The 21235-nt window shown below is 72.3% G+C and carries 22 protein-coding genes and 1 pseudogene; 11 read left to right on the forward strand and 12 right to left on the reverse strand.

Translation table 11 applies throughout. The features are described 5' to 3' along the window. Positions 1-31: 31 nt before the first annotated feature. Positions 32-808, reverse strand: a complete 777-nt coding sequence (locus tag GE115_RS17930) for a potassium channel family protein (RefSeq protein WP_153686120.1) — start codon at positions 806-808, stop codon at positions 32-34. Then, complete coding sequence (locus GE115_RS17935) at positions 805-1593, reverse strand: SDR family oxidoreductase (protein ID WP_153686121.1); 789 nt, start codon at positions 1591-1593, stop codon at positions 805-807. The genes GE115_RS17930 and GE115_RS17935 overlap by 4 nt, the downstream gene beginning before the upstream one ends. 59 nt (positions 1594-1652) lie before the next feature. On the opposite strand from GE115_RS17935, the gene GE115_RS17940 reads away from it, so the two are divergent. The 6 genes from GE115_RS17940 to GE115_RS17965 all read left to right on the forward strand — a co-directional run bounded on the left by GE115_RS17940 (position 1653) and on the right by GE115_RS17965 (position 8749). Next, entirely contained in the window at positions 1653-2807 is a 1155-nt protein-coding gene (locus tag GE115_RS17940) for an acyltransferase family protein (RefSeq protein WP_153686122.1), read from the forward strand. A 110-nt stretch (positions 2808-2917) separates the two neighbouring features. Beyond that, a complete protein-coding gene (locus GE115_RS17945) occupies positions 2918-4243 on the forward strand; it encodes a bifunctional o-acetylhomoserine/o-acetylserine sulfhydrylase (protein ID WP_153686123.1) in 1326 nt (441 codons plus the stop codon). 110 nt (positions 4244-4353) lie between these two features. Further along, the gene (metX, locus tag GE115_RS17950) at positions 4354-5559 is read left to right on the forward strand and encodes a homoserine O-acetyltransferase MetX (RefSeq protein ID WP_153686124.1); all 1206 of its coding nucleotides are present in this window, start codon (positions 4354-4356) and stop codon (positions 5557-5559) included. A 113-nt stretch (positions 5560-5672) separates the two neighbouring features. Continuing rightward, entirely contained in the window at positions 5673-6830 is a 1158-nt protein-coding gene (locus GE115_RS17955; protein ID WP_153686125.1) for a sensor histidine kinase, read from the forward strand. Further along, positions 6827-8098: a hypothetical protein gene (locus tag GE115_RS17960; protein ID WP_153686126.1), complete on the forward strand. Its 1272-nt coding sequence runs from the start codon at positions 6827-6829 to the stop codon at positions 8096-8098. The genes GE115_RS17955 and GE115_RS17960 overlap by 4 nt, the downstream gene beginning before the upstream one ends. After that, on the forward strand, positions 8099-8749 hold the full coding sequence (locus GE115_RS17965; RefSeq protein ID WP_153686127.1) for a response regulator transcription factor: 651 nt from the start codon (positions 8099-8101) through the stop codon (positions 8747-8749). Between the two features lie 71 nt (positions 8750-8820). Here GE115_RS17965 and GE115_RS17970 read toward each other — a convergent pair whose 3' ends face one another. From GE115_RS17970 to GE115_RS17995, 6 genes and pseudogenes are all read right to left on the reverse strand, one after another. Further along, positions 8821-10092, reverse strand: coding sequence for an MFS transporter (locus GE115_RS17970; RefSeq protein WP_312855369.1), 1272 nt, complete (start codon positions 10090-10092; stop codon positions 8821-8823). A 97-nt stretch (positions 10093-10189) separates the two neighbouring features. Beyond that, a pseudogene (locus tag GE115_RS17975) lies at positions 10190-10382 on the reverse strand (thiamine-binding protein); the annotation flags it as partial. Beyond that, positions 10382-10726, reverse strand: a complete 345-nt coding sequence (locus tag GE115_RS17980) for a hypothetical protein (protein WP_153686129.1) — start codon at positions 10724-10726, stop codon at positions 10382-10384. The pseudogene GE115_RS17975 and the gene GE115_RS17980, both read right to left, overlap by 1 nt. Positions 10727-10792: 66 nt before the next feature. Continuing rightward, positions 10793-11107 carry a thiamine-binding protein gene (locus GE115_RS17985; RefSeq protein WP_153686130.1) on the reverse strand — a complete coding sequence of 105 codons (315 nt, stop codon included), beginning with the start codon at positions 11105-11107 and terminating at the stop codon, positions 10793-10795. A 9-nt stretch (positions 11108-11116) separates the two neighbouring features. Further along, entirely contained in the window at positions 11117-11284 is a 168-nt protein-coding gene (locus GE115_RS17990) for a thiamine-binding protein (protein WP_216648864.1), read from the reverse strand. Beyond that, positions 11284-12588: a glycosyltransferase family protein gene (locus tag GE115_RS17995; RefSeq protein ID WP_246190897.1), complete on the reverse strand. Its 1305-nt coding sequence runs from the start codon at positions 12586-12588 to the stop codon at positions 11284-11286. The genes GE115_RS17990 and GE115_RS17995 overlap by 1 nt, the downstream gene beginning before the upstream one ends. 101 nt (positions 12589-12689) lie before the next feature. Here GE115_RS17995 and GE115_RS18000 point away from each other — a divergent pair, with 101 nt between their 5' ends. The 3 genes from GE115_RS18000 to GE115_RS18010 are packed head-to-tail and all read left to right on the forward strand — an operon-like array spanning position 12690 to position 15150. Continuing rightward, entirely contained in the window at positions 12690-13523 is an 834-nt protein-coding gene (locus tag GE115_RS18000) for an ABC transporter substrate-binding protein (protein ID WP_153686131.1), read from the forward strand. 41 nt (positions 13524-13564) lie between these two features. Then, positions 13565-14419, forward strand: a complete 855-nt coding sequence (locus GE115_RS18005; protein ID WP_312855370.1) for an amino acid ABC transporter permease — start codon at positions 13565-13567, stop codon at positions 14417-14419. Beyond that, entirely contained in the window at positions 14416-15150 is a 735-nt protein-coding gene (locus tag GE115_RS18010; protein WP_153686132.1) for an amino acid ABC transporter ATP-binding protein, read from the forward strand. The genes GE115_RS18005 and GE115_RS18010 overlap by 4 nt, the downstream gene beginning before the upstream one ends. A gap of 59 nt (positions 15151-15209) precedes the next feature. On the opposite strand, the gene GE115_RS18015 is transcribed toward GE115_RS18010, so the two are convergent. Then, positions 15210-16058 carry an ADP-dependent NAD(P)H-hydrate dehydratase gene (locus GE115_RS18015; protein WP_153686133.1) on the reverse strand — a complete coding sequence of 283 codons (849 nt, stop codon included), beginning with the start codon at positions 16056-16058 and terminating at the stop codon, positions 15210-15212. 57 nt (positions 16059-16115) lie between these two features. Here GE115_RS18015 and GE115_RS18020 point away from each other — a divergent pair, with 57 nt between their 5' ends. Continuing rightward, the gene (locus tag GE115_RS18020; RefSeq protein ID WP_153686134.1) at positions 16116-16751 is read left to right on the forward strand and encodes an HAD family hydrolase; all 636 of its coding nucleotides are present in this window, start codon (positions 16116-16118) and stop codon (positions 16749-16751) included. 74 nt (positions 16752-16825) lie between these two features. Here the strand turns inward: GE115_RS18020 and GE115_RS18025 are convergent, their stop codons facing one another. From GE115_RS18025 to guaB1, 3 genes are all read right to left on the reverse strand, one after another. Then, entirely contained in the window at positions 16826-17863 is a 1038-nt protein-coding gene (locus GE115_RS18025; protein ID WP_153686135.1) for a hemolysin family protein, read from the reverse strand. Next, positions 17860-19206 carry a hemolysin family protein gene (locus GE115_RS18030; protein ID WP_153686136.1) on the reverse strand — a complete coding sequence of 449 codons (1347 nt, stop codon included), beginning with the start codon at positions 19204-19206 and terminating at the stop codon, positions 17860-17862. Before GE115_RS18030 ends, GE115_RS18025 begins: the two co-directional genes overlap by 4 nt. A 115-nt stretch (positions 19207-19321) precedes the next feature. After that, positions 19322-20761 (reverse strand): GMP reductase, encoded by a 1440-nt coding sequence (gene guaB1 / locus GE115_RS18035; RefSeq protein WP_153686137.1) that lies wholly within the window; start codon positions 20759-20761, stop codon positions 19322-19324. A 145-nt stretch (positions 20762-20906) separates the two neighbouring features. On the opposite strand from guaB1, the gene GE115_RS18645 reads away from it, so the two are divergent. After that, positions 20907-21235, forward strand: a 329-nt coding sequence (locus GE115_RS18645; RefSeq protein WP_312855371.1) for a 2-oxoglutarate dehydrogenase E1 subunit family protein, incomplete at its 3' end; no start/stop codon positions are given.

Here is a 21235-nt window from a genome sequence, read left to right on the forward strand (position 1 = left end):
GTCGTTCGCGTCGAAGCCCATGCAGGCAAGGCTAGCCGCGGGCGGGCGGTGGCGATGCCCCGTCCGCGGGCTCGGGCTCCGGCTCGCCGGCCACGAGGTCGGCGGGCAGCCCGGGCGGGTGCACCTCGGCCATCGTCTCGCCGTCGCCCCGGCGCCGGAGCGACCCGATCCGCTCGTTGAGCAGCGAGATCACCGTCGCCGAGGCGGTGCCGACGATCACGATGCCGCCGATCATGAGCAGCACCGCGTAGATGCGCCCGGGTGCCGTGATCGGGTACATGTCGCCGTAGCCCACCGTCGCGATCGTCACGCACGCCCACCACACCGCGTCGCCGAACGTCACGATGGTGGCGCCGGGAACCGATCGCTCGGCGTGGTAGGTGGCGAGCGAGATGAAGTAGATGAAGACGATCGTGTACGCCAGCGCGTAGGTGACGACCTTCGCACGGAAGCTCGCCCCGGTGCGCCGCTCGAGGTAGGGCACCTCGCGCAGCAGTGCCAGCACGCGGAAGGCGCGGAACAGCGGCACCAGGGCCGAGAGCACGTCGATCGGATGGGTCCGCGCGAACAGCCACCGGTCGCCCGGGGGCGTCAGCGCGATCCGCACGACCACGTCGACGATGAACACGGCCCAGGTGATCGCCAGCGCCCAGAGGATCAGCGCACTCGACCCGGGATCCATGCCGGGGTCGAGCACCCACCACGAGTACGCCGCGATGAAGAGGATGCCGAGCACCACGAGCGGCGTCGTGGTGAGGCGCTCCCACGCCTCGCGCCGCGGCGCCGCGCGCGCGGGCCGGGTCGTCATCGCGCCCGCCCGGCCCGCACGGCCAGGGGGCCCTTCGCGACGAGGTGCGGGGCCGACTGGGCGACCGGCTTGACCACGATGAGGTCGAGGTCGACGTGGCGGGGCTTGCCGATCGCGTCGGCGATGACCTCGGCCACGTCCTCGGCGACGAGCGGCTCGGGCACGTCGGCGTACACCGCGTCGGCACGGGCGCGGTCGCCGCCGAAGCGCACGAGCGCGAACTCGTCGGTCTTCACCATGCCCGGCGCGACCTCGATCACGCGGATCGGCTCGCCGTTCAGCTCGAGCCGAAGCACCGCGGTCATCGCGTGCTGGGCGAACTTCGCGGCGTTGTAGCCGCCTCCGCCGACGTAGGCGACGTGGCCGGCGATCGACGTGACGTTCACGATGTCGGCGACGCCGCGCTGCTCGGCGCCGGCCCGAAGCAGCGGCAGCACGGCGCTCGTGACCCGCTTGGTGCCGAGCACGTTGACCCGGAACATCCACTCCCAGTCCTCGTCGTCGGAGTCCTCGACCGACGCGAGCCCCTTCGCGCCGCCCGCGTTGTTGACGAGGGCGTGCACCGGGCCCGTCGCGTCGAGGTGCTCGGCGAGCGCGCGCACGTCGGCCGGGTCGGTGATGTCGGCCGCGAAACCGGATGCCCCGGTCTCGGCCTCGAGCTCCCGCAGGCGTTCCTCGCGGCGGGCGACGCCCACGACGTCCCATCCGGCATCGCGGAGGGCGCGCACCGTCGCCCTGCCGATGCCCGAACTCGCTCCCGTGACCACCGCGCGCAGACCGTCCATGCCGCCCATTCTGCCGTGCGCGGCACCCGCGGAGCCGCCCGGCTTGCGAGAATGGACCGATGCACACCGCTCGACCGCACGCCGCCCGCACGAAGCGACGGGTGCCGCTGTGGGACAACGCGCGATGGATCGCGATCACGCTCGTGGTCGTCGGCCACGGCATCCTGCCGCTCATCGGCGAAGACGACGCGGCGTACAGCGTCTACCTGTTCATCTACTCGTTCCACGTGGCCGTGTTCGTGACCGTCGCCGGGTACTTCGCGAAGTCGGGCCCGCCGACCGCGCGGTCGCTCCGCCAGGTGCTGACCGACATCGTGTTCCCGTTCGTGATCTTCGAGACGATCTGGACCGTGGTCCGCTGGGCGCTCGGCGGCGACTTCGCGCTCGACTACACCACGGCGTCGTGGACCCTCTGGTTCCTGATCGCGCTCGCCGCGTGGCGCATCGCGCTGCCCTACCTCGTGCTGCTGCGGTATCCGCTGATCATCGCGATCGTCATCTCGATCCTCGCGGGTTACACCGAGTCGATCGACTCGACCCTCGCGATGACGCGGACGTTCGGGATGTTCCCCTTCTTCGTGTTCGGCTGGAAGCTGCGCCAGTGGCAGCTCACCGGCCGCTGGCTCGAGCTGCCCGGGCGCATCGTGTGGCGCTGGCGCGCGGGCGCCATCGTGCTGTTCGCCGCCGTGCTCGCCGTCATGCCCGTGGCCATCGAGACCTGGCGCGACCTGCGCCTGCGCCGGTTCATGCTCTACGACGAGGCGTACGTCGCGATCGGCTACGACGAGCCGTGGTCGGGCGCGATCCGGCTCGGCCTGCTCCTGCTCGCGATGCTGCTCGCAGTCGGATTCCTCGTCCTCATGCCGCGCGGGCGGCACTGGTTCACGCCGTTCGGCGCGGCGACGATGTACATCTACCTGCTGCACACGTTCGTGCTCTTCCCGTTCCGCGAGACGCCCGTGCTCGAGGGCGCCCAGCCGTTCTGGGTGCTGCCGGCGATGATCCTGTTCTGCATCGGCATCTCGATCGTGCTGTCGCTCAGGCCCGTGCGGCGCGTCTTCCGTCCGCTCGTCGAGCCCCGCGCGCGGTGGCTGTTCCGGCCCGAGCCGTCCACCGCGACCGGCACGCTCGTCCTCCCGCCCGAGGCGCTGCCGCCGGCCACGCCCGACGCGCTGCCCCCGACCCCGCCGGCCGACCCCGACGCCCGGACCTGACGCCGCGGCATCCTTACGCCGTGTGTCGGCGCGGATTGCCCGCCCGACCGGGCGATCGTACGGTGGTCGGCATGCCGCGGGCGTCCCATCGGCCCGCCGAAGGAGACCTCATGACCGAGCCCACCGCCGACTGGCGTTTCGAGACGAAGCAGATCCACTCGGGGGCCGCACCCGACCCGGTCACCAAGGCCCGTGCGACGCCGCTGTACCAGACGACCTCGTACGTCTTCGACAACGCCGACCATGCCCGCAACCTGTTCGCGCTCGCCGAGTTCGGCAACATCTACACGCGCATCCAGAACCCGACGCAGGCCGTCGTCGAGGAGCGCCTCGCGGCGCTCGAGGGCGGCACCGGCGCCCTGCTGGTGGCGTCGGGCCAGGCGGCCGAGACGTTCGCGGTGCTGAACCTCGCGCATGCCGGCGACCACATCGTGTCGTCGAGCTCGATCTACGGCGGCACGTACAACCTGTTCAAGTACACGCTCGCGAAGCTCGGAATCGAGACGACCTTCGTCGAGAATCAAGACGACGCCGACGAGTGGCGCCGCGCAGTGCGCCCGAACACGAAGCTCTTCTTCGCCGAGACGATCGGCAACCCGAAGATCAACGTCCTCGACATCGAACTGGTCTCGGGCATCGCGCACGATTCGGGCATCCCCCTGATCGTCGACAACACCATCGCGACGCCGTACCTGATCCGCCCGTTCGAGCACGGCGCCGACATCGTCGTGCACTCGGCGACGAAGTTCCTCGGCGGCCACGGCACGGTCGTCGGCGGCGTCATCGTCGACGGCGGCACGTTCGAGTGGTCGAAGCACGTCGACCGGTTCCCGGGCCTCACCGAGCCCGACCCGTCGTACCACGGCGCGAGCTACACCGCGGCCGTCGGCGACGGGCTGGCGTACATCATCAAGGCCCGCGTGCAGCTGCTCCGCGACCTCGGCGCCGCGATCGCGCCGGCGAACGCGTGGCAGCTCATCCAGGGCATCGAGACCCTGTCGCTGCGCATCGAGCGCCACGTGCAGAACACGCAGGAGATCGCGGAGTGGCTCGACGACCACCCCGACGTGGCGCACGTCAACTACTCGGGGCTCCCGTCGAGCCCCTGGTACGCCGCGGCGAACAAGTACGCGCCGAAGGGCGTCGGCGCGGTGCTGTCGTTCGAGCTCAAGGGCGGCGTCGACGCGGGCCGGGCGCTCGTCGACAACCTGTCCCTCTTCTCGCACCTCGCGAACATCGGCGACGTCCGCTCGCTCGTGATCCACCCCGCGTCGACCACGCACTCGCAGCTGACGCCCGAGCAGCAGCTGACGACGGGCGTGACGCCGGGCCTCGTGCGCCTGTCGATCGGCATCGAGCACGTCGACGACCTGAAGGCCGACCTCGCCGCAGGCTTCGCCGCCGCGCGCGCGGCCACGGAGGCGGCGCGCGTCTGACGCGTCGCGCAGCACCATGACGGATGCCGCGGGCCTCGGCCCGCGGCATCCATTCGCTCTCGGCCCGTAACAATGCGGCGGGGCGGACGGCGCTCCGGGAGAATCGGAGCATGGACTGGCAGCGCAGGGCGGAGGCGACACCCCCGACCGCCATCCCCGAACTGCCGCCCGCGATCGCGCCGAACCGGGCTCCGGCGACCGGCGCGTGGCGCGAAGGCGACCCGGTCGGCGACCGCAGGTTCGCCCGCATCGGCGAGGTGGGGCTCGAGTCGGGCGCGACGCTGCCCGACGTGCGGATCGCCTACGAGACGTGGGGCGAGCTGTCCCCCGAGCGCGACAACGCCGTGCTCGTGCTCCACGCCCTCACGGGCGACAGCCACGTCGTCGGATCGACCGGCCCGGGGCATCCGACCGCCGGCTGGTGGCCCGGCATCGTGGGCCCGGGCCTCGCGATCGACACCGACCGATGGTTCGTGGTCGCGCCGAACGTGCTCGGCGGATGTCAGGGGACGACCGGGCCCGCGTCGCTCGCGCCCGACCTCGCCGAATGGGGACCGCGCTTCCCGTTCCTCACGATCCGCGACCAGGTCGCCGCGCAGCTGGCCTTCGCGCGCGAGCTCGGCATCGAGCGGTTCGCCGCCGTCGTCGGCGGTTCGATGGGCGCGATGCACGTGCTCGAGTGGGCCGTCATGGCGCCCGAACGGGTCGAGCGCATCGCGGTGCTCGCCGCTCCGGCGGCCACGACGGCCGACCAGATCGCGCACAACGCCATGCAGCTCGAGGCCGTGCGCGCCGACGTCGCCTTCCGGGGCGGGGCGTACTACGACGCACCCGACGGCGACGGACCCAGCCGGGGCCTCGCCCTCGCCCGGCGCCTCGCGATGCTCAACTACCGCACCGCGGCCGAGTTCGACGTGCGGTTCGCGCGCGGATGGCAGTCCGAACTCGACCCGCTCGGCGGCGGCGGCCGGTTCGCGATCGAGTCCTACCTCGACTTCCACGGCAACCGGTTCACGCGGCGATTCGACGCCAACAGCTACCTCGTGCTCACCGAGGCGATGAACTCCCACGACGTCGGCCGCGGACGCGGCGGCGTGGCCGCGGCGCTGGGCGGCATCGAGGCCCGCAGCCTCGTGCTGGGCATCGACTCCGACCGGTACTTCCCGCTCGAGGGCCAGCGCGAGATCGCGGCGCTGCTTCCGCACAGCGTGCACGGCCCGGAGCCGGTCGTGCTCTCGAGCGGATTCGGCCACGATGCGTTCCTCGTCGAGGACGACGCCGTGGGGGCGGCCCTGCGCGGCCTGCTCGAGAGCTGAGACTGCGGCCGGCGTCGGCCGGACACCTTCCTCCGGATCCCGCGTCCCGACGGAGTACGCTCTGACCAGGGCCGCATGCGTCTGGCCCGCCGGAGTTTCCCGCTGGGGGTGGTATGAAGCGCATCCGCAAGGAGCGCGACCGGTTGCTCCGCCGCCTCGCGCGCGTCGCCGGGCTCACCGGTTCCTTCGCCACGCTCGCATGCCTCCTCGTGCCCGGCACGCTGCCCGGCCAGGCGCTCGTGATCGCGATCCTCGCCGTCGTCGCGGTGGGCGTCCTCGTCTGGTTCGCGACCGAACGCGACGGACTGCTCCTTCCCGCCGGCGTCGTCGTGGGCTCGATCGTCGCCGTCGCGACGATCGGCGCGGCGCCGGGCTCCGACCCGATCGCGCTCGTGGCGATCTCGACCATGGCCGGCGTCACCGCGGCGTCGACCGCCATCCCGCTCGTGGTCCGCCCGGGCGGCGGCATCCTGGTCTCGTGCCTCGGCGGGGCGGTGCTCGGCACGCTCGTCCTGCTCGCCGCGCTGGGCGACACGGCGCCGGCGCCGGCGCTCGTCACGCTCGCCGGCTGGACCATCGCGGCCGCGCTCGGCGTCTGGCTGGACCGCGCGATCGCGCGCACGGGCGAGCGCATCGCCGAGGTCGGGCGGGCGCACGAGGCCGAGCGGCTCGCGAGCGAACGCGAGGCGCAGCAGCGCCAGGACGCGCGGATGCTCCATGACACGGTGCTCGCGACGCTGAGCCTGCTCGCGCACTCGGGAATCGGCGTCGGGCCTGCGGCCCTGCGCCAGCAGGCGGGCGACGACGCCCGGCTGCTGCGGCTCCTGCGGCTCGGCGCGCCGCTCGACCCGGGCGCCGACGCCATGTTCTCCCCCGACCCGGGAGCCGACGAACTCGGCACGACCTTCGAGTCGGTGCGCCAGCGGTTCTCGCGCATGGGCCTCGACGTCAACTGGCACGGCGCCGGCCAGCTCGCGCTGCCGCGCGACACGCTCGACGCCCTGCTCGGCGCGCTCGGCGAGTGCCTCGAGAACGTGCGCCGGCACTCCGGGGTCCAGGAGGCCGACGTCACCGTCACCGACGATGAGCAGACGGTCCGGGCGATGGTCTCCGACGCGGGATCGGGCTTCGCGCCCGACGCCGTCGATGCGGCGCGGCTCGGCTTCGCGGAGTCGGTCGTCGGGCGCCTCCACGCGGTCGGCGGCCGCGCGCGCGTGTTCTCGTCGCCCGGCGCGGGCACGACGGTGATGCTCGAGGTGCCCAAGCCATGACCGGCGCCTTCGACGAGTCCACCGCCACCGCGGGCCGCGAGCGCAGCTTCCGTCGGCCGACGCGATCGGCGCGTGCCGCCGGTGACGTCCACGGCGCGCACGGCGGCACGCGCCTGGCGGCGGGTGTCACCGTCGCGGCGGTCGGCCTGATGGCGACCCACCTCGTGCACGCGTTCACCCTCGCTCCGTACTTCCCGCCCGGTCCGGGCCCGTGGCCCGCATGGATCGCGCTCGCGATCGTCGTCTCGGCGGGCGCGGCCGGCGTCGCGGCGCTCTCCCGTCGGGTGCCCGACTGGCTGTTCGCCGCGATGATGATCGGCATCGCCGTGCCGGTCGCGATGGACGTCGCCGCGACGGCGGGGCTCCTGCACGTCGGCGTGACGCCCACCGCCGCGGCCGCGGCCGCCGCCGCGCTCATGCCGGTCGCCGCGCTCAGGGGCACCAACGCCCCGCTCATCGCGGCGGCGGCGATCGCGGCCGTACTGTCGGTCGAGGCGCTCCTGCAGCTCCCGGCCGCCGGCCGTTCGACCGTGCTCGGCCTGGCCGTCGCGGGCGGCTGCCTGGTGCCCGTCGTGCTCGTGACCATCGCCGTGCGCGGATTCCGCCGGCTCGTACGGCGCGAGGTCGACCTCTCGCTCGTGCAGTCGACGGTCTCGACGCCGCGTTCTGCGGTCGGCATGCGCGCGTCGGAGGAGCTCGCGCAGCTCGACTACGACGCCGAGGCGCTGCTGGAGGACGTGGGCTCGGGCCGGGTGTCGATCCCGCTGCCGCCCGACCTCGCCGAGCTGGCGGGCCGCCTCGCGGGGCGGCTGCGGGTCCGCCTCATCGAGGGCCGCACCGACACGTGGCTCCGCCACGCCGTCACCGAGTCCGCCTACCTCTCGGGCCGGATCGAGGTCGCCGACCCGACGGGCCTCGCCGGCAAGCTCTCGCCGCCGCAGCGCGAGGGGCTCCTGTTCGCGCTGTGGCTCATCGTCGGCGAGCAGTCGCGACGCCAGCCCGCGCACGCGCGCGTGCTGGTCGAGCCCAGCGAAGACATCGACTTCGACGACGACACGTTCGCCGACCTGCTCGTGCGGATCGACGTCTCGGGCGTATCCGCACGTCACGTGGACTCGGCCGCGTGGGAAGCGGTCGGTAGTGTCGGTTCGCACCAGGTCACGACCGACGCCGATCACTTCCGCATCGACATCTCCTGTCGCACGGACGGCCTCAGCCGTTCGTCCGCATCCCTGCCCGATCCGGGCGCCCGAACGAGGGGAACCTGAATGCCCGACACAGCCGATCCGATCCGACTCGCGATCGTCGACGACCACCGCATGCTCCTCGGCGCACTCAGCGAGTGGTTGCGCACCGCAGCTCCCGACATCGACGTCGTCACCGCCGTCGCGTCGTGGTCGGAGCTGCTCGCCCACCCCGAGTTCCCCGTCGACGTCGTGCTGCTCGACCTCGATCTGAAAGACAACATCCCCGTCTCGCTGAAGCTGTCGATGCTGAAGTCGGCCGACGTGCAGACGATGCTGATCAGCACCTACTCCGAGCCCGCCGTCGTGCGCGAGGCGCTGTCGGCGGGTGCGCTCGGCTACCTGCCGAAGTCCGAGCCGGTGGAGACCATCGTGGAGGCGATCCGCGCTGCCAAGCTCGGCGAGACCTACCTGACGCAGGAACTCGAGGCCACGCTCGTCGAAGACGGGCAGACCCCGAAGCTCTCCGCCCAGGAGCGGCGTGTGATGGCGCTGTACGGCGCCGGGCAGCCGGTGAAGGCCGTCGCCTTCCAGCTCGGCATCTCCGAAGAGACGGCGAAGAGCTACCTCAAGCGCATCCGCGAGAAGTATCGCGTCGCCGGGTACGACGTGGGCACGAAGGTGGCGCTGCGCAAGCGCGCGATCGCCGACGGCATCCTCCTGCAGAGCGACTGACGGGGCATCCGTCGACGGGCGGATGCCTCGCGCCGCGCCCTCTCGCGCGGCGGTGCCCGCCGGGGCTGCGCCTATTCCACGACCGGCATCGCGCCGGTCGCGTACGGCAGCGGCATGCCGCGGCGCGTCTGTGCGCGCTGGAGTGCGAAGCTCGCGACGGCGAGCACGGCGCCCGCGAGGGTCAGCATCAGGCCGATCCACACGGGGGCGACGTAGCCGAGCCCGCCTGCGATCGCGAGGCCGCCGAGGAGCGCCCCGAGGCTGTTGCCGATGTTGAGCGCCGAGTGGTTGAGCGCCGCGGCGATCGACTGGCTGTCGCGCGCGACGTCCATGAGTCGCGCCTGGATCGTCGGCGAGAGCGCTGACGAGGCGCCGCCGACGAGGAAGATGCCGGCGAACAGTCCGACCGGCGTCGTGGCGGTGAGCCCGAGCAGCACGAGCGCGATGGCGAGCACCGCGAAGAACAGGTACATCGAGCGTCGGACGCTCCAGTCGGCGAGCCGCCCGCCCACGAAGTTGCCGATCGTCATGCCGAGGCCGATCACGATGAGCGCGATCGGCACCGCCGAGGGGTCGAGGCCGGTCACCTCGGTCGCGAGCGGTGCGACGTAGCTGTAGACCGCGAACAAGCCGCCGAATCCGATCGCGCCGATCGCGAGCGCGAACCAGACCTGTGCGCGGGTGAACGCCCTGAGCTCGCGGGCCATGGTCGCGCCGGGGTCGCCGGGCTGCCACGGCACCGCGGCGAGCACTGCGACGAAGGTGAGCACGAAGATGCCGGCGACCGCGAGGTACGCGATCCGCCAGCCGGCACCCTGGCCGAGCCAGGTGATCGCGGGCACGCCGACGACGTTCGCGATGGTGAGGCCCGAGAGCACGAGCGCGACGCCGCGGGCGCGCTTGCCCGGGCCCATGAGGCTCGCCGCGACCAGCGATGCGATGCCGAAGTACGCGCCGTGCGGCAGTGCCGCGATGAACCGGGCGACGAGCACGAGTTCGAACGAGGGCAGCAGCGCCGATGCGATGGTGCCGAGCGCGAACGCGGTGAGCAGTGTCAGCAGGAGTCGCTTGCGCGGCCACCGTGCGGCGACGGCGGCGATCGTTGGGGCGCCCACGACGACGCCCGCCGCGTACGCGGAGATGATCCAGCCGGCCCGTGCGTTCGCGTCTTCGGGCGATTGGGCGTAGAGACCGGGCAGCAGGTCGGCGGCGATGTTCGGGAGCAGGCCCATCGCCACGAACTCGGTCGCGCCGATGCCGAAGCCGCCGAGGGCGAGCGCCAGCAGCGCGAAACGGATACGGGCCGGCGACAGCGTCGTCGGCCCGTCGGCAATAAGGGTCACCCCTCGATCATGCCATGGATCGAATCGATTCGACTCGCAGGCCGGCAGCCCCAGGGCTCGTCGCCCGGACTGCGGTGCCGAACCGAGAGTGTCCGGTTCAGCCGGCGTCGAGCGCCTGTTCGAGCCGATCGAGCTTGTCCTCGAGCTCCCCGGTGTACCCGGGCCGGATGTCGGCCTTCAGCACGAGCGACACGCGCGAGCCGAACTCGCCGACGGCCTCGGTGGCGCGGCGCACGACGTCGAAGACCTCGTCCCACCCCCCCCTCGATCGTCGTGGACCTTCGGTCGGTCACACCTCCCCCCAGATGTGCTCGCGATACCAGTTCAGCGCGCGTTCGAATTCCGCGTCGGCCGTGTCCCACCGAACCCCGAGTCTCGATGTCAATAGATCGATCAGTCCGCCAGAGTCGTTCTCGCGCGCGCCATCGACGGCAGGCGAGTCCATGAGGAATGCCGTTCCGTCCGGCTCGGTCAGGCTCTCTGCGGGAAACCAGAGCACGTACAGCGGCTGATGGACGCTCCGACGAAGGCGCCGTTCCCCCTCGAACGTGACGAGCTCCGCTATGACGTACTTGCCCGCCTGTGGGCCGATGCCGATGGTCCCGGAGATGCCGCGTGGCCCCCATTGCGACATGGCCGGGACGTTAGGGTCGCGAGCGTACTCGCTCCCCTTGCGCGACCGACGGAACATGATTCGAGACTAGAGGTCGTCCCGCCCGTCCAGAGCCGCCTCCAGCCGGTCGACCTTCGCGTCAAGCTCGCCGACGTAGCCCGGCCGGATATCGGCCTTCAGGACGAGCGACACCCGCGACCCGTACTCGCCGACGGCCTCCGTCGCCCGACGCACGACGTCGAAGACTTCATCCCACTCACCTTCGAGCTCCGTAAACATGGACGTCGTCCGGTTCGGGAGCCCTGAGTCCCGAACGATCTTCACGGCCGCCGCGACCGCGTCGTGCACCGATCCGTCGGCTCGGCCCGTGCCATTCGGCGCTACTGAAAATGCAACAAGCATGATCGACCCCTAACTCCCCTGCCGTGCTAACGTGCCCTCGATCGTCGTGAACATGGCGTCGGTGCGGTTGGGCAGGCCCGACTCGCGCACGATCCGGACCGCGGCGGCGACGGCGTCGTGCACCGACCCGTCGGCTCGACCCGTGCCGCTCGGCGCCACGGAGAATGCGACCAGCATCATGCCTCCTCGGAGCGGGCGACCGCGGACGCCGGTGCCTCCGCGCGGAAGCCGGCCCGCACGTTCCCAGCCTGCCACAGCGCACGGGCGCCCCACGCGGCGATGGCGACGAGCACGCCGACCTTCAGCGTCATCACGAGCACGAACGCGGGGTTCGCGGCGAGGAGCCAGCCGTACCAGTACGGATAGACGATGTGGGTGGTGCCCGCGACCACCCACGCGAGGATCGCCGGCGCGCGGAACCGGCCGGGTCGCAGGGCGAGGCCGAGGATCACGGGGGCCGCGAGCCAGGTCGCGAACTGGGGCGAGCCGACCTTGTTGGCGAGCATGAGCACGACCACGAAGGTCAGCGAGAGCGGCGCGAGCAGCTGCCCGACCGTCGCTCCGCGCCGGGCCGCGCGCACGCCGAGCAGCACGACGGCCAGCACGGCGACCGCCATCACCGGCGTCGTGAGCGCGACCGCGACGTCGACGCCGGGGCCGGAGATCTGGTACGTGAGGATGTCCCGGTCGTAGGCGATCCCGACGCCGTCGACGCCGGCGACGACCTGCCAGAGCCAGAACACCCCGACGGGCGCCTCGACCTGGAGGCCGCGGCCCGCCTGCTCGGCGATGAAGCCGACGACGTTGAGGCCCGATCCGGCCAGCAGGCTCACGACGACGATCCCGGCGCTGAGCGCGACGGCGACCGTGATCACCTCGCCGCGGCGACGATGGACGATCACGAGTGCGGCGACGAGCGCCGCGGGCCAGACCTTGATCCAGGCGCCGATCGTCAGCAGCGCGGCCGCGAGCCGGGGTCGCCCGACGGCCCAGAGCAGCCCGGCGATCGCGAACGGCACCGTCACCGCGTCGATCCGGCCGAGCGCGATCGGCCCCAGCAGGATGAGGAACCCCAGCCACCACCACGCCGCGATCCGGCGCCGTCGCGAGAGCCGGTCACGGCCGAGCAGGATCGCGAACGCCGCCGCGTCGAGCACCGTGACGAGCGCGAGCCAGGTCTCGGGGTACCACTCGGCGCCGAACGCGAGCGAGGCGGCCATCGGCGCGAAGGCGAGGATCGGGTACACCCACGGCACGTCGATGCCCATGCGGAGCCATCCGTTCGCCGCGCTCTGCGCCCAGTGCAGGTAGACCGCCTCGACGTCGCCGAGCGGCCAACCCGACGCGTGCAGGTTCAACGCGACGAGCAGCGCGTGCACGAGCGCGAAGCCGGTCCAGAGCGCGGCGCGCCCGCCCAGCAGACGGCGCACGCGATGAGCGGATGACGCGACGGATGCCTCGCCGCCCGCCCCAGTCGCCATGCGTGCAGCCTACCGGCGCGTCACACGACGCCACGCGAGCCATTGCGCCGGCGCTCCGGTGGGAAGCTGGATGCACCGCACCCATCACTCCGGAGGCCCAGATGTCCCGTCGCCCGCTCGCAGCCCTCGCCCTCGTCGCCGCACTCGGCCTGGCCGGTTGCTCCGCCGGCGGCACCGGTGGCACCGGCGGCGGTTCCGGTGACGGCGACTTCGTCACCGAGGGGAAGTTCACCGTCGGCACCGGCGAGCCCGCCTACTACCCGTGGGTCCTCGACGACGCCCCCGAGTCGGGCGAGGGCTTCGAATCCGCCGTCGCGTACGCGGTCGCCGAACAGCTCGGCTTCGAGGCATCCGACGTGGTGTGGGTGCGCACGACGTTCGACCAGGCGATCGCACCGGGCCCGAAGGACTTCGACGTCAACCTCCAGCAGTTCTCGATCACGCCCGAGCGCGAGGAGTCGGTCGACTTCTCGTCGCCCTACTACGAGACGACGCAGGTGGTGATCACCGTCGAGGGTTCCCCGGCAGCGGAGGCGAAGACCATCGCCGACCTCAAGCCGCTGCTCGTCGGCGCGCAGACGGGCACCACGAGCTTCGACGCGATCGAGCAGGTCATCGCGCCCGACGCCGGAGCCCAGGTCTTCAACACGAACGACGACGCCAAGCTCGCGCTGCAGAGCGGCCAGGTCGACGCCATCGTCGTCGACCTCCCGACCGCGTTCTACCTCACGGGCGTCGAGCTCGACGGCGGCCGCATCATCGGCCAGCTCCCCGGCACCGAGGGCGCCGACCGGTTCGGCTTCGTGCTCGCGAAGGACTCGCCCCTCACGGCCGACGTGACGGCGGCGGTCGACGCCCTGCGCGAGGACGGCACCCTCGACGCCCTGGCCGAGCAGTGGCTCGGCGGCGACGACACCGCGCCGGTGCTCCAGTAACGACGCGTGGCGACGAGCCCCGCATCCACTACCGTTCACCTGTGAGCGATCCCGACCCGCAGCCGAGCGCGCTCGAGCTCGAGCGTCGTGCGTACCGGCGAAGCCGCACCCGGCGCTCGGTGCTCGTCAGCGCGCTGAGCACGCTCGTCTTCGCGGGGCTGCTGTTCTGGGCGGTCGCCGGCTCGCCGGGCTGGGCGCGGGTCCAGCAGATGTTCCTGGATCCCGAGGTCGCGCTCGCCTCGCTCCCGCGGATCCTCGAGGGCCTCCTGCTGAACCTCCAGGTCCTCCTGTTCGCGGCGATCGGCGTCGTCATCGTCGCGCTCGTCATCGCGACGCTGCGCACCCTCCGCGGACCGGTGTTCTTCCCGCTGCGGGCGCTCGCGGCCGGGTACACCGACCTGTTCCGCGGCGTACCGCTGCTGATCGTGCTCTTCATCGTCGGCTACGGCGTCCCCGGCCTCGAGTTCTTCGATCGCATGCCCGCCGCCTTCTGGGGCACCATCGCGATCATCCTCGTGTACTCGGCGTACGTCGCCGAGGTCTTCCGGGCCGGCATCGAGGCGGTGCATCCGTCGCAGCGCCTCGCGGCCCGCGCGCTCGGACTCAGCCACGGCCAGACCATGCGCCGCATCGTGCTGCCGCAGGCGATGCGCAATGTCACTCCGGCCCTGATGAACGACTTCGTCGCGATGCAGAAGGACGTCGGCCTCATCTCGGTACTCGGCGCCGTCGACGCCGTGCGAGCGGCGCAGATCGAGACCGCGCACTTCTTCAACTACACGCCGTACGTGGTCGCCGGGCTCCTCTTCGTGCTGCTCGCCTGGCCGACGATCCGGCTCACCGACTGGGTCTCGGCGCGGATGCGCGCCCGCGAGCGCGCTGGGAGCATCGTATGAGCGACCGGCTGCTCGAACTGCGCGGCATCCGCCGTTCCTTCGGCGACCACCACGTCCTCCGCGGCGTCGACCTCGACGTCGACGCCCACGAGGTCGTCGCCCTCATCGGCGCGTCGGGTTCCGGCAAGTCGACGCTCCTGCGTACCGTCAACCTGCTCGAGCCGATCGACGACGGCATCATCCGGCTCGCCGGCGACGACATCAGCGATCCGCGCGTCGACGCCGACGGCGTCCGCGCGCGCATCGGCGCGGTCTTCCAGCACTACAACCTCTTCCCCCACCTGCGCGTGCTCGAGAACGTGACGCTCGCCGCGCGACTCGTGCACCGGATGCCTCGCGCCGAGGCCGACCGGCGCGGCCGCGAGCTGCTCGCCTCGATCGGGCTCGACGGCTTCGCGGGCGCCTACCCCGATCGTCTGTCGGGCGGCCAGCAGCAGCGGGTCGCGATCGTCCGCGCGATCCTCACCGACCCGCAGCTGCTCCTGCTCGACGAGGTGACGAGCGCACTCGATCCCGAGCTCGTCGGCGAGGTGCTCGCGCTCGTGCGCGCCCTGGCCGACGGGGGCACCACGATCCTCATGGCCACGCACGAGATGGCGTTCGCAAGGGAGGTCGCCGACCGCGTCGTGTTCCTCGACGGCGGCGTCGTCGTCGAGGAGGGGCCCGCGGCGCAGGTGCTGGCCGACCCGCAGGAGCCGCGCACGCGCGAGTTCCTCTCGCGGCTGCTCTGATCCCGACCGGTGCTCGCGCGGGTGCGTTCCCGCGGCCGAGCCTCAGCCCGGCGCCGTCGTCACCCGAGCAGCGAGCCGACCACGCGCGGGATCGCCCCGGCCAGGTCGAGCGCGGTGATGGGGCCGCCGGCCACGTGGTCGCTCGCGAGCCGCGCCGCCTCGCCGTGCACGAAGACCGCCGTCGCGGCGATGCGGGTCAGCGCCGTGGCATCCGTCGACAGGATCTCGTGGTGCGTCGCGGCGAGCGCGCCGAGGATGCCGGCGAGGACATCGCCCGTGCCGGCTGCGGCGAGCCAGTGCGTGCTCGCGTGCAGCGCGAAGCGCGTGCCCTCGGGATCGCACACGTACGTCGTCGCGCCCTTCAGCAGGGTGACGACGCGCAGTTCCCGCGCGGCTCGGGCGGCCCACGCGCCGGGATCGGCGCGCACGTCGTCGACCGTCGCGTCGATCTCGCGCGAGCTGAGCAGCCGCGCGAGCTCCCCGGCGTGCGGAGTGATCACGGTCGGTCCCGTGTGCGTGCCGACGAGGTCGAGCGCCCCGGCGTCGAGCACGACCGGCAGCCCAGAGGCCAGCGCGTGCTGCAGTTCACCCGACGTCAGGAACGATCGGTGACCCGCGTCGAGCCCCGATCCGAGCACCCACGCCTGGACCCGGCCGGGCTGCACGACCGTCTCGGGCCGATGCGCGAGCACGGCGGCGCGGACCGCCTTCGGGCCCGCGTACCGCACCATGCCGACCCCGGTGCGGTGCGCCGCCTCGACCCCGAGGACCGCGGCGCCCGGGTACTCGGCCGATCCGGTGAAGAGGCCGACGACGCCGCGCCGGTACTTGTCGTCGTCGGCGGCCGGCCGACGGATCCAGTCCGCCGCCTCGGCCGCCGACCACTGCCCCCACGAATCCCGCCCCATGCCTCCACGATAGGCCCGGCGCCGCAGGCGCCCAAGGCACGTTGTACGTTGGACCGGATGCCTCCGACCGTCCCCGCTCCCATCAGCCTCGCCCCGCGTGTCGTCGTGTTCGACTACGGCGAGGTGATCTCGCGCTCCCCGTCCGACGCCGACCGGGCGCTGCTCGTCGCCCGGGCCGGCGTCGACGCCGAGGCCTTCTGGCCGGCCTACTGGCGCCATCGCGACGCGCTCGACCAGGGCACGTCGTCGATCGGGCAGTACTGGCAGCGGGTGGGCGCCGACCTCGGCACGGCGTGGTCGGACCTCGACGTGCACGAGCTGTGGGCGATCGACCACCGCAGTTGGCTCAGCGTCGATGCCGGCACGCTCGGGGTGCTGCACGCGCTGCGCGCCGGCGGCACGCGCCTCGCGCTGCTCTCGAACGCGGGCGCCGACTTCTCGGGCTGGCTGCGCTCGGGGTCGTTCGCGCCGCTGTTCGAGCGGGTCTTCGTCAGCGGCGAACTGGGGCTCGTGAAGCCCGACGCCGCGATCTACGAGCGCGTCATCGCCGACCTCGGCATCACGCCCGCCGAGTTCGTGTTCGTCGACAACAAGTCGGAGAACACCGAGGGCGCGATCGCGGTGGGCGGCACCGCGCACGTCTTCACCGAGGCGACGACCCTCGAGGCCTGGCTGCGGGGGCTCGCGGCGTAGCGCACCGACGAACCGCGCCGACGCGGGTGCCGGCGAGCCGGGCGCCGGCGACGACCCGCGTCGCCGGCACCCGCTCACGCGCGCCGGGTGGCGTCCTGCACTTCGCCCACGAGCTCCTCGATGATGTCCTCGAGGAAGATCACGCCCGTGGTGGCGCCCGCCTCGTCGAACGCCCGCGCGACGTGCGTGCCGAGCCGTCGCATGGTCGCCAGCGCGTCCTCGAGGTCGGTGCCGTCGAAGATCGACACGAGGCGCCGCACGCGCTTGGCCGGGAGCGGATCGTCGAACTCGTCGTCGTCGAGGTCGATGACGTCCTTCAGGTGCACGTAGCCGTCGGGTTCGCCGTCGGCGCCGACGAGCACGTACCGCGAGAAGCCGTGCCGCGCGACGGCGCGTTCCACGTCGCCGGGGGTGGCCCCGGGCGGCAGGCTCACGAGGTCGGCCATCGGCACCGCGACGTCGATCACGCGCTTGGTCGTGAACTCGAACGCCGCGCTCAGCGTGCCGCTCGCGTCGTCGAGCACGCCCTCGCGACGCGACTGGTCGACGATGGTCTGCACCTCCTCGAGCGTGAACGTCGAGGCGGCCTCGTTCTTGGGCTCGACGCCGAACAGGCGCAGCACGCCGTTCGCCGTCGCGTTCAGTGCCACGATCGCGAAGCGGAACACGCGCGCGATCCAGACGAGCGGCGGCGCGAGCAGCAGCACGGCCTTGTCGGGGATCGAGAACGAGAGGTTCTTCGGGACCATCTCGCCGAACACGACGTGCAGGTAGCTGACCAGCACGAGCGTGATGATGAAGGCGATCGTGCCGATGACCTCCTCCGACCAGCCCGTCAGATGCAGCGGGATCTCGAGCAGGTGGTGGATCGCCGGCTCGGAGACGTTCAGGATCAGCAGCGAGCAGATCGTGATGCCGAGCTGGCTCATGGCGAGCATGAGCGTCGCATGCTCCATGGCCCAGAGCGCGGTCTTCGCGCGGCGGCTGCCGCGCTCGGCGAGGGGCTCGATCTGCGAGCGGCGCGCGGAGATCACGGCGAACTCCGCGCCGACGAAGAAGGCGTTCGCGGCGAGCAGCACCACGAGCCAGACGATGCCCATCCAGTCGCTCATCGTCCGGCCTCCTTCCCGTTCGAGTCAGCTGCTTCGTCGGCGCCCTCCGGCAGCGGATCGGGGATGAACCGGAGCCGGTCGATGCGCCGGCCGTCGAGGCGCTGCACGAGGAGGCGGCCGCCCTCGATCGGCACGGCGTCGCCGACGGCGGCGAGCCGGCCGAGCGCGCTCGTCACGAATCCGGCGACCGTCTCGTAGTCGCCGTCCTCGGGAACGCGGATGCCGGTGCGGTCGAGCAGCTCGTCGGGCCGGAGGATGCCCGGGAAGGTGACCTGGTCGCCGCGGCGCACGATGCCCGCGCGCGTGCGATCGTGCTCGTCGGCCACCTCGCCCACGAGCTCCTCGACGAGGTCTTCGAGCGTGGCGACACCGGCGGTGCCGCCGTACTCGTCGACCACCACGGCCATCTGGAACCCGCGACCGCGGAGTTCGCCGAGCAGCGTGTCGAGCGGCACGGTCTCGGGGACGCGCACGACCTCTGATTGCAGCGCCGACGCCGGGACCTCGCCGCGGCGTTCGCGCGGCACCGCGAGGGCCTGCTTGACGTGCACCACGCCGACGACGTCGTCGAGGTTCTCGTCGTAGACGGGGAAGCGCGAGAAGCCGGTCTGCCGGGCGAGCTCGAGCACCGCTTCAGCCGACTCGCTGCGCTGCACCGCCGCGAGCCGCGGCCTCGGCGTCATCACGTCGGACGCGTCATGATCGGCGAACCGAAGGGTGCGGCCGAGCAGCGTCGCGGTGTCCTGCTCGAGCACGCCGGCGCTCGCCGAGCGCCGCACGAGCGACGAGAGCTCCTCGGCGGAGCGGGCTCCGGACAGCTCCTCCTTCGGCTCGATGCCGAAGCCGCGCAGGATGGCGTTCGCGCTGCCGTTGAGCAGCGCGATGGCGGGCCGGAACACCCAGGTGAACGCCGTCTGGAACGGGATCACGAGCACCGCCGTCTGCCTGGGCAGCGCGAGCGCGAAGTTCTTCGGCACGAGCTCGCCGACGACCATCGACAGCAGGGTCGCGATGACGACCGCGGTCGTGGCGCCGATCGGGCGGATCAACGGCTCGGGAAGCCCGATCGCGGCGAGCGGGCCGGCGAGCAGCGACGAGATCGCCGGCTCCATCGTGTAGCCCGTGAGCAGGGTCGTCAGCGTGATGCCCAGCTGCGCGCTCGACAGGTGCGTCGAGGTGATCTTCAACGCGGCGATGGTCATGCCGAGGCGCGTCTCGCCGCGCGCCTTGCGCGCCTCAAGGTCGGCGCGATCGAGGTTCACCAGCGCGAACTCGCTGGCGACGAACAAGCCCGTGCCGATCGTGAGCAGGAGGCCGATGGCGAGCAGGATCCACTCAGACATCTGCACCTCCCCGATCGATCACGGGCGGGGGTCTATGACCTGGCGAGGTCGAAGAGGGAGGATCGTCCATGGTCGGATCAGTATATCCAGCGATCCAGCGGGTCTTCCGGGGTGTTCACCAGCTGACGGGGAGCGCCTTGCCCTCCTCGTAGCCCGCCGCCGACTGGATGCCCACGAGCGCCCGCTCGCGGAACTCGGCGAGGGTCCTGGCGCCCGCGTAGGTCGCCGAGCTGCGCACGCCCGACGTGATCATGTCGAGCAGGTCCTCGACCGACGGTCGCATCGGGTCGAGGTAGATCGACGACGACGAGATGCCCTCGGCGAACAGTTCGCGGCGCGCCAGCTCGTACGGCGACAGCCGGTCGAACCGCTCGCGCACCGCCTTCGTCGAAGCCATGCCCCAGCTCTCCTTGAACAGCCGGCCGGATGCATCGCGCCGAAGTCGGCCCGGAGCCTCGATCGTGCCCGCGAACCAAGAGCCGATCATGACGGCGGATGCCCCGGCCGCGAGCGCGAGCGCGACGTCGCGCGGGTACCGCACCCCGCCGTCGGCCCAGACGTGCGCGCCGAGCTCGCGCGCGGCCTCAGCCGTCTCGAGCACGGCCGAGAACTGCGGCCGGCCGACGGCGGTCATCATGCGCGTCGTGCACATCGCCCCCGGACCGACGCCGACCTTCAGGATGTCGGCGCCCGCGTCGACGAGGTCGGCGACCGCAGCCGCGGTCACGACGTTGCCGGCCGCGATCGGCAGGCCCAGGTCGAGGTCGCGCACGGCGCGGATCGCGCGGAGCATCCCCTCCTGGTGGCCGTGCGCGGTGTCGATCACGAACAGGTCGACGCCGGCGTCGGCGAGGGCGCGCGCCTTGGCGACCACGTCGCCGTTGATGCCGAGCGCCGCGGCCACGCGCAGCCGCCCGTCGGCGTCGACGTTCGGGCGGTAGATCGTGCCGCGCAGGGCGCTGCGGCGGCTGAGGGTGCCGACGACCTCGCCGTGGCGCAGCACCGGCGCGAACTCGAGGCCCGCCTCGACCATGAGGTCGAAGGCGCGGCGCGGAGTGTCGACGTCCTCGGCGTCGAGGGAGGCGAGCCCCGCGTGCACGAGGTCTCCGAGTCGCGCGTCGGGCAGCGCGCTCGCGAGGCGCTCGGCGGCGATGCAGCCGGCGAAGCCGCCGCGTTCGTCCTGCAGGACGATGCCGTGACCCACGGCGGGAGGAAGCACCTCGAGTGCGTCGGCCGCCGTGGCGTCGGGCGCGAACACGACCGGCGTGTCGAAGACCGGCGACTGCTCCTTGACCGAGCGGATCGCCTCGGCCAGGTCCTGGAGGTGGAGGTCCTGCGGCAGCACGCCGATGCCGCCCCGCCTGGCGAGGGAGGCCGCGAGCGTCGGGCCCGTGACCGAGTTCATGTTCGCGGACACGATGGGCACGGTGGCGCCGGATCCGTCGCCGGAGTCGAGCGACACGTCGAGCCGGCTCGTGACGCCCGATCGGCTCGGGACGAGGAAGACGTCGGAGTACGTCAGGTCGTGGGTCGGGGTCGTCCGGTAGAACTCCATGCCGCCACGCTACCCGCGACGAGTCGGTCCACCGCCCTCGGCTGCGGGGTTTAGGCTTGTGGAGGCGATCGCGCCCCTGCCCCGCGCACGCACGACCGCCGCATGCAGAGCATCCAGCGTCAATGGAGAGAGTGGGCGAACGGCTGTGTCGAGCCAACTGACCGGGTCGGGTTCTGAAGAGACGACGGCGGCGGAATTCGGAGCCAACGAGTGGCTCGTCGACGAGATGTACCAGAAGTACCTCGTCGACCCGTCCTCCGTCGATCGCACCTGGTGGCCGGTCCTGGAGCAGTACCGGCAGCACCGGGAGCAGGCCGGCGCGACGCCGGACCGTGCGCCCGAGGGGCAGCCCGCGCCCGAGGCATCCGACCAGCCGGGAGCGCCCGCGGCCGAGGCGTCCGCCCAGCCCGCGCCCAAGGCATCCGCCCAGCCGGCGCCCGAGGCGCCCGCCGCACCCGCCGCCGCCGAGCCCGC

This window comes from Agromyces agglutinans, assembly GCF_009647605.1.
GTDB classification, from domain to species: domain Bacteria; phylum Actinomycetota; class Actinomycetes; order Actinomycetales; family Microbacteriaceae; genus Agromyces; species Agromyces agglutinans.